Here is a 10,802-nt window from a genome sequence, read left to right as displayed (position 1 = left end):
TGCAGGCGGGAGTGCCGGCAGCGCCCGCGCCGCCCGGGCAGGCGGTGCGGATCTTCACCGGTGCACCGATGCCCGACGGCACCGACACCGTGTTCATGCAGGAAGACGTGCGGATCGACGATGCGGGCAACGTGATCCTGCCGTCCGGCCTGAAGGCCGGCGCCAATGTGCGTCCTGCCGGCGAGGACATTCCGCGCGGCCATGTCACACTGGCGGCGGGTCGGCGGCTGCGGCCGCAGGACATCGCGGTCGCCGCGGCCTTCGGGCTCACCACGCTCGACGTGGTGCGGCGCCTGCGCGTCGGAGTTTTCTCCACCGGCGACGAGCTGGCCGCGCCGGGGAGCGCGCGCCGAAGCGCAGCTGTTCGATTCCAACCGCTTCATGCTGATCGCGATGTTGCGGCGGCTCGGTTGCGAGGTCGGCGATCTCGGCATCCTGCGCGACGAACGGGCCGGGCTCGCCGATGCGCTCAAGCAGGCCGCACGACGCTACGACCTGATCTTGACCACGGGCGGCGTCTCGACCGGCGAAGAGGATCACGTCAAGGCCGGCATCGAACAGGCCGGCTCGCTGGTGCTGTGGCGGATGGCGATCAAGCCGGGCCGCCCGGTGGCGATGGGAATCATCGACGGCACGCCGCTGATCGGCTTGCCGGGCAATCCGGTGGCGAGCTTCGTCACCTTCGTCCATGTGGTGCGGCCGACCGTGCTGGCGCTGTCGGGCGCCGTGCCGTCTGCCTTGCTGCCGATGCCGGTCCGGGCCGCCTTCAGCTACAAAAAGAAGAGCGGCCGCCGCGAATATGTCCGCGCTTCGCTGCGCCGGGCGGCGGACGGCTCGCTGGAGGCGACCAAGTTTCCCCGCGAAGGGGCCGGCCTGTTGTCGTCGCTGGTCGAGACGGATGGGCTGATCGAGCTCGGCGAGTCCATCGTGCGGGTCGAGCCGGGCGATGCGGTCGGCTTTCTCGGCTACGCCGACCTGCTCTGAGGCCGCAGACGCGGTCGAGATCGCGTGAGCCGGATGCTCGCGCGATTGGGAATTCAGATCGACCGATAGGCAAACATTAACAACGGCCTGCGCGGCAACCCGACGCTGCTAGAGGCGTTCTAAATGTGCTTGCCTGTGGCATGCCAGAGAATAGAGTTGGGTTGAACCGGCGCAACTTGCGCAAAGCCGGGTTCCAAGGCGAGGTTTCATGAGTGGAGACGACGTTCACACGGTCCGCGCGTTCGAGCATCCCGGAGCAGGCAGGAAGCGGGCGAAAGCCACGCCCAAGGGACGCCAGGTCGACCCTGCGGCCGCTCATGAGATCGAGGCGCTGCTCGCGGACCGGCCGAGGCGTCGCGACCTGCTGATCGAATACCTCCATCTGATCCAGGACACATACCATCAGATTTCGGCTGCGCATCTTGCGGCGCTCGCCGACGAGATGCGGCTGTCGTTCGCCGAAGTGTTCGAGACCGCGACCTTCTATGCGCATTTCGATATCGTGAAGGAAGGCGAGCCTGACATTGCGCCGCTTACCGTGCGTGTCTGCGATTCGCTGACCTGCGCGATGCTCGGCGGCGAGAAGCTGCTGAAGGATCTCCAGAGCCGCGCCGGCCCCGGCATCCGCGTCGTGCGGGCACCGTGCGTCGGCCGATGCGACACCGCACCCGCTGCGGAGGTCGGCCACAACTTCGTCGATCATGCGACCGTCACCAGCGTGCTCGCTGCGGCGAAGAGCGGCGACACGCATGTGCATCTCCCGCCTTACGTCGATTACGACGCCTATGTCGCCGACGGCGGATACAACCTGCTGGCGCGCCTGCGCTCGGGCGAGTTGCAGCGGGAAGACCTGCTGAAGGCGCTCGACGATGCGTCGCTGCGCGGTCTCGGCGGCGCCGGTTTCCCGACCGGCCGCAAGTGGCGCGCCGTGCTCGGCGAACCCGGGCCACGGCTGATGGCGGTGAACGGCGACGAAGGCGAGCCCGGCACGTTCAAGGACCGCTACTATCTCGAGACCGACCCGCATCGTTTCCTCGAGGGCATGCTGATCGGGGCCCACGTGGTCGAGGCGCCCGAAGTCTACATCTACATCCGCGACGAGTACCCGGCCTGCCGCGAGATCCTTGCGCGCGAGATCGGAAAACTTCAGCCGGGTGGTCCAGTGCTGCATCTGCGGCGCGGTGCCGGCGCCTATATTTGCGGCGAGGAATCCTCGCTGCTGGAATCGATCGAGGGCAAGCGCGGCTTGCCGCGGCACAAGCCGCCCTATCCGTTCCAGGTCGGGCTATTCGACCTGCCGACGCTGATCAACAACATCGAGACGTTGTGGTGGGTGCGCGATATCGTCGAGCAGGGCGCCGACTGGTGGAAGAGCCACGGCCGCAACGAGCGCCACGGCCTGCGCAGCTTCTCGGTGTCGGGACGTGTCAAGGATCCGGGCGTCAAGCTCGCGCCGGCCGGCATCACCCTGCGCGAACTGATCGACGAGTTCTGTGGCGGCATGGCCGACGGCCATACCTTGCAGGCCTATCTGCCGGGCGGCGCATCCGGCGGCATCCTGCCGGCCTCGATGGACGACATCCCGCTCGATTTCGGCACGCTGGAGAAATACGGCTGCTTCATCGGCTCCGCCGCTGTCATCGTGCTCTCGCAGGCCGATGACGTTAGGGAGGCCGCGCTGAACCTGATGAAGTTCTTCGAGGACGAGAGCTGCGGGCAATGCACGCCCTGCCGCGCAGGAACCGAGAAGGCGGCGCTCTTGATGCAGCAGCCGGTCTGGAACAAGGAACTGCTCGACCAATTGAGCCAGGCGATGCGTGACGCGTCGATCTGTGGGCTCGGTCAGGCGGCATCCAATCCGCTGACCTCCGTGATCAAATATTTTCCGGACGGGTTTCGTCCGCAGCAAGCCGCCGAGTAGGCGGGTCGAGCAGGCGAACTTCCACGAGGATTTGAATGAGCAACGATCACAACTCCGGCCAGACGATCCAGTTCGAGCTCGACGGGCACCAGGTTGAGGCACGGGCCGGCGAAACGATCTGGCAGGTCGCCAAGCGCCAGGGCACCGAGATCCCGCATCTCTGCTATTCGCCCGCGCCGGACTATCGGCCGGACGGCAATTGCCGCGCCTGCATGGTCGAGATCGAAGGCGAGCGCGTGCTCGCGGCGTCCTGCAAGCGGACGCCTTCGGTCGGCATGAAGGTCAAGTCGGCCAGCCAGCGCGCCGTCGCGGCGCAGAAGATGGTGATGGAGCTGCTCGTCGCCGATCAGCCGGCGCGCGAGACCTCGCACGATCCGGATTCGAAATTCTGGCACTGGGCCGAGAAGACCGGCGTGACAGAGAGCCGTTTCCCCGCCACCGAGCGTTGGCGCGCCGACACCAGCCACCCGGCGATGCGTGTCAATCTCGACGCCTGCATCCAGTGCGGCCTGTGCGTGCGGGCGTGCCGCGAGGTGCAGGTCAACGACGTGATCGGCATGGCCTATCGTAGTCACGGCTCGAAAATCGTGTTCGACTTCGACGATCCGATGGGCGAATCGACCTGCGTCGCCTGCGGCGAATGCGTCCAGGCGTGTCCGACCGGGGCGCTGATGCCGGCGGTGATGCTCGACGACAAGCAGACGCGCGTCACCTGGCCCGACCGCAAGGTGGACTCGCTGTGCCCGTATTGCGGCGTCGGCTGTCAGGTCACCTATGAGGTCAAGGACGAGAAGGTGATCTACGCCGAAGGCCGTGATGGTCCCGCCAATCACAACCGGCTCTGCGTCAAGGGTCGCTTCGGGTTCGACTACATCCATCATCCGAACCGGCTGACCAAGCCGCTGGTGCGGCTGCCGGGCGTGAAGAAGGATGCCAACGACCAGGTCGATCCGGCCAATCCCTACACCCATTTCCGCGAGGCTTCCTGGGAAGAGGCGCTCGATCTTGCCGCGGCCGGCTTGAAGAAAATCCGCGATGAGAAGGGCGCCAAGGCGCTCGCCGGCTTCGGCTCGGCCAAGGGCTCGAACGAGGAAGCCTATCTGTTCCAGAAGCTGGTCCGCACCGGCTTCGGCTCCAACAATGTCGACCACTGTACGCGGCTGTGTCACGCCTCGTCGGTGGCGGCTTTGTTCGAGGGACTAAGTTCCGGCGCGGTGTCGGCGCCGTTCTCGGCCGCCGCCGACGCCGAGGTGATCTGGGTGATCGGCGCCAATCCGACCGTGAACCATCCGGTCGCCGCGACCTTCATCAAGAACGCCGCCAAGCGCGGTGCCAAGCTCTACGTGATGGATCCGCGCCGGCAGACACTGTCGCGCCACGCCACGCAGCATCTCGCCTTCAAGCCGGGTAGCGACGTCGCGATGCTGAACGCGATGATCCACACGATCATCACCGAAGGCCTGACCGACGAGCAGTACATCGCCGGCTATACCGAGGGCTATGACGAGCTGAAGGCGAAGATCCAGGAGTTCACGCCGGAGCGCATGTCGCCGATCTGCGGCATTCCCGCCGAGACGCTGCGCGAGGTGGCGCGTGCCTATGCCCGCGCCAAATCGTCGATCATCTTCTGGGGCATGGGCATCAGCCAGCATGTCCACGGCACCGACAATGCGCGCTGCCTGATCGCACTCGCCTTGATCACCGGCCAGGTCGGCCGCCCCGGCACCGGGCTGCATCCCCTGCGCGGCCAGAACAACGTGCAGGGCGCCTCCGACGCCGGCCTGATCCCGATGTTCCTGCCGGACTATCAGCCGGTAGGCCGCGACGACATGCGCGGCGCCTTCGAGAAGCTGTGGGGGCAGCAGCTCGATCCGGTGCGCGGGCTGACCGTCGTCGAGATCATGAACGCGATCCACGCCGGCGAAATCCACGGCATGTATGTCGAGGGCGAAAATCCGGCGATGTCCGATCCGGACCTGCAGCACGCGCGCCAGGCGCTGGCGAAGCTCGATCATCTCGTCGTGCAGGACCTGTTCGTCACCGAGACGGCGTTCCATGCCGACGTCATCCTGCCGGCCTCGGCGTTCGCCGAAAAGTCCGGCTCGTTCACCAACACCGACCGCCGCGTCCAGCTGGCGCGCGAGGTGATCAAGCCGCCGGGCGATGCCCGGCAGGATCTCTGGATCATCCAGGAAATCGCCAAGCGGATGGGATTGCCCTGGAATTATGCCGGGCCGGGCGAGGTCTTCACCGAGATGGCGCAGCTTATGCCGTCGCTGAAGAACATCACCTGGGAGCGGCTGGTCCGCGAGGGCGCGGTGACCTATCCGGTCGACGATCCGGACAAGCCGGGCAATGAGATCATCTTCACGACCGGTTTCCCGACCGAGAGCGGCCGCGGCAAGATCGTGCCGGCCAAGGTGATCCCGCCGGACGAGCTGCCCGACGACGAGTACCCGATGGTGCTGTCGACCGGGCGCGTGCTCGAACATTGGCACACCGGCTCGATGACGCGCCGCGCCCAGGTGCTCGACCAGATCGAGCCCGAAGCGGTCGCGTTCATGACCCCGAAGGACATGCGCAAGAAGGGTCTCGCGCCCGGCGACTTCATCCGCCTCGAGACGCGCCGCGGTGCGGTCGAGGTCAAGGTGCGCGCCGACCGCGACGTGCCGGAGAACATGGTCTTCATGCCGTTCTGCTACGCGGAAGCGGCGGCGAATTTGCTGACCAACCCGGCGCTCGATCCGTTCGGCAAGATTCCGGAGTTCAAGTTCTGCGCGGTCCGCGCCGAGAAGATCGATATCCGGACGGCGGCGGAATAGCCGTCCGGGCCAAAACAAAACGCAACGCGGCGACGCCAACCCGCAGGGAGATCAGCATGCGAACGATCATCGTCGGAGCACTTTGTGCCATCGCAATGGTCGCGAGCGCACACGCCGCGGTCAAGGAAGAGCCGGTCACCTACTCGGACGGCGAGACCACGATGAAGGGCTTCGTGGTCTATGACGACGCGACGAAGGCCAAGCGGCCCGGCATCGTCATGGTGCACGAATGGTGGGGCATCACCCCGCATATCCATAACGAAGCGCGGAAGTTCGCGGAGCAGGGTTACATAGCCTTCATTGCGGACATGTACGGCGACGCCAAGACCGCCGACAACCCGAAGGACGCCGGCGCACTCGCGGGGTCGGTGATGAAGGATGCGAAGGTGATGGAGCAGCGCTTCAACGCCGCGCGTGAGCAACTCGCCAAGCAGGCTTCGGTCAATCCTCAGCGGATCGGGGCCGTCGGTTACTGCTTCGGCGGCGCGGTGGTGCTGAACATGGCGCGCGCCGGCGCCGATCTCACCGCCGTTGCGGGCTTCCACGCTACGCTCGGTCTCAACACGCCGGCACCGGCGCCGCGCACCGTCGAGGCGAAAATCCTGATTCTGAACGGCGCGGACGACCCGTTCGTGAAGCGCGAGGAGTACGACGCGCTGAAGAAGGATTTCGACGCAGCGAAGGCCGATTACCGGATCATCGAATATCCCGGCGCCGTGCACGCGTTCACGAACCCCGAAGCCACCGAGCTCGGCAAGAAGTTCAACCTGCCCCTGAGGTACGACGCCAAGGCCGATCAGGAATCGAAGGCCGAGGCGGCCAAGCTGTTTGCCGCAAACCTTCAGAAATGAGCCAACGGGCCGCCGACATGGTGCCGCTGCCTTGACGCCGGCAATCGCAGATACCCCGGACACGATCAGGGTCATCATTTCCGGCGGCTTCGCTGCGGTCTATCGGGAAGTCCTGCCCGAATTCGAGCGCAGCACCGGCATCAAGGTGGAGACCGGATCCGGCGCATCGGAGGGCACCGGTCCGAAAACGATCAGGCATCAGCTTGCGCATGGCATCAAAGCGGATGTGGTGATCCTTTCGCGGGAAGGACTGCGAAAGCTGAACGAAGACGGGCGGATTCGCGCGGGATCCAACACGGGCCTCGCGACGGCTCCCTTGGCGGCCGCGGTTCGCTCAGGCGCTCCGAAGCCGGACGTCGGCAACGCTGTCGCGCTGAGGAAAGCCTTGATCGATGCAGGCGAGGTGGTGGCGCCAAGCAGCACGAGCGGACAATTCGTCCGCGACAAGATCTTCCCCAAGCTGAACCTGCCCGACACGGTGCGGCTCAGCCTCGAGGCGCGGGGGACCGAGGCGGCCGAAGCGCTGCGCTTGGGCAAGGCGAATTTCTCGATCGGGCCGACCAGCGAGCTGGTGCAGGAGACCGGTATCGAGGTCGTCGGTCTGCTGCCTCCGGATCTCCAGCTTGTGCAGACCTTCACCGCCGCTGTCGTCAGCGACTCAAAGTCGCCTGACGCAGCCAAGCGCCTGATCGATTTTCTTTCCTCGGATACCGCTATCTTGCGCGCGGCAATCAGGCGGGCGGGCATGGAGCGGCCGCGCGGATAGGCCGCCGTTCGCAACCCGTTGCGCTGATCGCGGCGCGGCTCAGCGATCCCTGGCGCCGGGTGCCACGTTGAGCGGCGCGCCACCGGTCGAAATCGGACCTGCCGGTTTTGGCGCCCGAGCCGGCGGCGGCTTTCGGGGCTTCGGGGCAGCCTGCGCGACCGGTGCATGCGGCTGGTCGGCCGCTGCCGTGGCCGGCAATGGCACGGGAGCAGGAGCGGGGCGCTGGAGCGCGTCGACCTTCGACGTCAGGCTCGCCAACTGGTCGACGACGGTCTTCAGCTGCTCCTGCTGGTCCGCCACCGACTTGCCGAGTGCGCCGATGTCATCCTCGAGCTTCTGCTGGGTCGCGAGCAGATCTGGCAGCGTCTCCTTGTCGCCTGCGGCCACCTTGTCGCTGGCCGCAGCGTTGCCCAAGGCCGGGACCAGCGGCGCGATCTGGGGCCAGGCGTAGACACCCCCGGCGCCCGCACAGGCGAGGACGACGATCAGCAGGAACCACGGCCAGCGGCGGCGCGTGGCGGGAATCGGGCTTGACGGCGCATGGTGCTGCCATGCCTGGTCGGAATCGTTGGTCACCCATGCTTCCTAGTCTGCTTCGGCAGCTGTTGCAATCGATGCCGAGTCTGACCACTTTGGCAGCTATGTCCCCTTCGTCTGGAGCCCCATTGGCGCCCACGCACACGTCCCAACTTCTTGAGGAACTCGTCGCTCAAGCACCGGACGGCCCCGTCGATCTCGAATGGCTCCTCAGCAACCTGGACAAGCGGTCGTTCGGCCTTCTCCTGCTGCTCCTGGGGCTACTGGTCATCATCCCCGGCGTCGCGACGGTTGCGACGCTGGCGCTGCTGTTTCCGGCGGTCGAGATGATGCGTGGCCGCAGCGCGCCATCGTTTCCGCGTTTCCTGTCGAAGCGACAGTTCGACTTCAAGCGCTTCAAGCGGTTCACCGTCCTTGTGCGTCCAATGCTGCAGGCGATCGAGCGCGTCAGCCGGCCGCGCTGGGACGCGCGCCGCGACGTGATCGACCGCCTCGTCGGATTGGTCGTGTTTCTGCTCGCCTTCTCGGCAGGCTGGCCGCTGCCTCTGGTGAACGTCATTCCGGGAATGGTGGTCGTCCTGATCGCGGTCGCCTACCTGCAGGAGGACGGCCTGCTGCTGACGATTGCGATGGCGGCTGCGCTGATCTGCCTGCTCGGGCTCGGATGGACGCTGTGGGCAACGTTCGGAGCCGTGATGGGTTGGATGGGGCTGTGACGCTCGACGGCTAGTGCAGTTCGATGTCCGGACTTAAGGGGTCGACATCCCGCGCAGGCATGATCATTATCTCGCCCGACGTCGCGGCAAACAGCGGCGCGAATGGGGAGAACACATGCGTTGCATCACGCTCGCGGCAATCGCCGCGCTCAGTCTGGCATCCACCTCGGCGGCGCTCGCCGCCGAAAAGAAATACGATCCCGGCGCCAGCGATACCGAAATCAAGATCGGGCAGACCATGCCCTACAGCGGTCCGGCCTCGGCCTACGGCACGCAGGGCAGGGCCGAAGCCGCCTATTGGAAGATGATCAACAGCCAGGGCGGCATCAACGGCCGGAAGATCACGCTGTTGAGCATGGACGATGGCTACAGCCCACCGAAGACGGTGGAGCAGACGCGCAAGCTCGTCGAGCAGGATGAGATCCTTGCCGATATCGGCTCACTGGGCACGCCGACCAATTCGTCGATCCAAAAATACCTGAACGGCAAGAAGATCCCGCATCTCCTGATCTCCACCGGCGCCTCGAAATGGAACGATCCGAAGGAGTTTCCCTGGACCACGCCGTTCTATCCGCCCTATGCGCAGGAAGCGAAGATCTACGCCAAATATATCGCGACGGAGCTGCCCAACGCCAAGATCGGCGTGATCTACCAGAACGACGATTTCGGCAAGGACTATCTCAAGGGCTTTAAGGAGGGGCTGGGCGAGAAGGCCGGCCTGATCGTCAAGGAGCTCAGCTACGAGGTCACCGATCCGACGATCGATTCCCAGATCGTCAATCTGAAGGCCGCGGGCGCCGATGTGCTGATGACGATCACGACGCCGAAGTTCGGCGCGCAGGCAATCCGCAAGGTTGCCGATCTCGGCTGGAAGCCCACGCACTTCATCGTCTCGGTCGCGAGCTCGATCGGCGGCGTGCTCGAGCCTGCTGGCCTCGAAGCGTCCACCGGGTTGATGACGGCGCTCGCCACCAAGGTGGTGGGCGATCCGGCCTGGGATACCGACAAGGGTGTGCAGGATTATCTCGCCTTCATGAGGCAGTGGTATCCCGAAGGCAATCCGATCGATGGCAGCAACCAGATCGGTTATCTCTCGGCGCAGTTCACGGCGATCATCCTGAAGAACTGCGGCGACGAGCTGACGCGGGAGAACCTGCTGAAGCAGGCCACCAACCTCAGCAAGGTCTCGCTGCCGCTCCTGCTGCCCGGTATCACGGTCTCGGTGTCGCCGACCAACTATTCGACCTTCGACACCTTCAAGCTCGCCAGGTTCGACGGCAAGACCTGGAAGTTTTTCGGCGAGAACATCAGCACCGCGTTGCGCTGAGGCGGCGCTGACGCCGGCACGACGTACGACCAAATCTCCTCGTCACGCGGACACGCGACGATCCCTATTGGGTGATGTCCTATTCGTGCTGGCAGGACGCGCGCTATTGGCCGCTGGCCCGGCATTGCCGTGCCATCCACGCGCCGTCACTGTGTGAGCCGGAGTACGTCAAGATGCCGTGCCGTGCATCCAAGCAAAGCGTCGGGGGCCGTCGTGTTCGCTCGGGTGTGGCCTGTTCGACACGACGGGCAACTCAGTAAAAGCTGTCAATTGCCTCGCGCAAAAATATTTCGCTTTATCCGAAGAGCAACTCGGTGTATGAATTTCCCCGTCTTACCCGACACGAGGGGCGCTTCGCGGTCGTCACGAACGTGGGTCGAGATGCGGTGGACGCGCATTGCGCAGTCGACGAATGCGCATGAAGTGGACGGCGAAATCGTGCAGGCCTGACGCCCTAGTGGTAGGTGTCTTTTCCGATTGCGCAATGCGCGTTGCGAAGACGGTGACAACAAAGCCCAGTCTCGCCGGGGAGAGCACGTATAAACCGTAAGCCATCGCGCAGGGAAAGCCGGGTTGTTTCCGGTTACACCTGTGGTCCTACCCCCGAGCTTTCTACCCTTTGCTCGGGGCCCATGGGTGCGATCGGCACCCGGCTTTCCCTGCGCCCTCTGTAAGAGGAGGGCGGAACGAAAGGCAAGACTCGGGCAATCATGTCGCGAGAATGCGGGCGTATGATCAAGTCAGTCCCGTCATCCTGAGGTGCGAGCCTCTTCGGCGAGCCTCGAAGGATCGACGGCCACAAGCCGGGCCGTGCATCCTTCGAGGCTCGCTCCGCTCGCACCTCAGGATGACGGGTTCGAGAGCTTTCGCAGGGACGA

Annotated in this window: 7 protein-coding genes and 1 pseudogene; 7 read left to right on the top strand and 1 reads right to left on the bottom strand. The window is 65.1% G+C overall.

Annotated features, from left to right (window positions below):
* From H8B02_RS22490 to H8B02_RS22470, 5 genes and pseudogenes are all read left to right on the top strand, one after another.
* Positions 1–984: pseudogene (locus tag H8B02_RS22490) on the top strand (molybdopterin molybdotransferase MoeA); the annotation flags it as partial.
* Between the two features lie 208 nt (positions 985–1,192).
* A complete protein-coding gene (locus H8B02_RS22485; RefSeq protein WP_229168305.1) occupies positions 1,193–2,905 on the top strand; it encodes an NADH-ubiquinone oxidoreductase-F iron-sulfur binding region domain-containing protein in 1,713 nt (570 codons plus the stop codon).
* A 35-nt stretch (positions 2,906–2,940) separates the two neighbouring features.
* Positions 2,941–5,727, top strand: coding sequence for a formate dehydrogenase subunit alpha (gene fdhF, locus H8B02_RS22480; protein ID WP_229168304.1), 2,787 nt, complete (start codon positions 2,941–2,943; stop codon positions 5,725–5,727).
* 56 nt (positions 5,728–5,783) lie between these two features.
* Positions 5,784–6,578 carry a dienelactone hydrolase family protein gene (locus H8B02_RS22475; protein ID WP_229168303.1) on the top strand — a complete coding sequence of 265 codons (795 nt, stop codon included), beginning with the start codon at positions 5,784–5,786 and terminating at the stop codon, positions 6,576–6,578.
* A gap of 31 nt (positions 6,579–6,609) precedes the next feature.
* Entirely contained in the window at positions 6,610–7,344 is a 735-nt protein-coding gene (locus H8B02_RS22470) for a substrate-binding domain-containing protein (protein WP_229168302.1), read from the top strand.
* Between the two features lie 39 nt (positions 7,345–7,383).
* Here H8B02_RS22470 and H8B02_RS22465 read toward each other — a convergent pair whose 3' ends face one another.
* The gene (locus H8B02_RS22465) at positions 7,384–7,920 is read right to left on the bottom strand and encodes a hypothetical protein (protein WP_229168301.1); all 537 of its coding nucleotides are present in this window, start codon (positions 7,918–7,920) and stop codon (positions 7,384–7,386) included.
* 89 nt (positions 7,921–8,009) lie between these two features.
* Between H8B02_RS22465 and H8B02_RS22460 the strand changes: the two genes are divergently transcribed.
* Together H8B02_RS22460 and H8B02_RS22455 are read left to right on the top strand one after the other, a co-directional pair.
* On the top strand, positions 8,010–8,597 hold the full coding sequence (locus H8B02_RS22460) for an exopolysaccharide biosynthesis protein (protein WP_229168300.1): 588 nt from the start codon (positions 8,010–8,012) through the stop codon (positions 8,595–8,597).
* Positions 8,598–8,712: 115 nt separating this feature from the next.
* Positions 8,713–9,924, top strand: a complete 1,212-nt coding sequence (locus H8B02_RS22455; RefSeq protein WP_229168299.1) for an ABC transporter substrate-binding protein — start codon at positions 8,713–8,715, stop codon at positions 9,922–9,924.
* Positions 9,925–10,802 lie beyond the last annotated feature (878 nt).

Origin of the sequence: Bradyrhizobium altum (genome assembly GCF_020889705.1) — a bacterium.
In the GTDB taxonomy this organism is placed as follows: domain Bacteria; phylum Pseudomonadota; class Alphaproteobacteria; order Rhizobiales; family Xanthobacteraceae; genus Bradyrhizobium; species Bradyrhizobium altum.
This window is presented reverse-complemented; position numbering and strand designations above follow the sequence as displayed.

What these genes read in the sequence shown, in the direction of transcription:
- fdhF (WP_229168304.1), top strand. Translation starts at nt 2,941, where the DNA reads ATGAGCAACGATCACAACTCCGGCCAGACGATCCAGTTCGAGCTCGAC.
- H8B02_RS22475 (WP_229168303.1), top strand. Translation starts at nt 5,784, where the DNA reads ATGCGAACGATCATCGTCGGAGCACTTTGTGCCATCGCAATGGTCGCG.
- H8B02_RS22455 (WP_229168299.1), top strand. Translation starts at nt 8,713, where the DNA reads ATGCGTTGCATCACGCTCGCGGCAATCGCCGCGCTCAGTCTGGCATCC.
- H8B02_RS22485 (WP_229168305.1), top strand. Translation starts at nt 1,193, where the DNA reads ATGAGTGGAGACGACGTTCACACGGTCCGCGCGTTCGAGCATCCCGGA.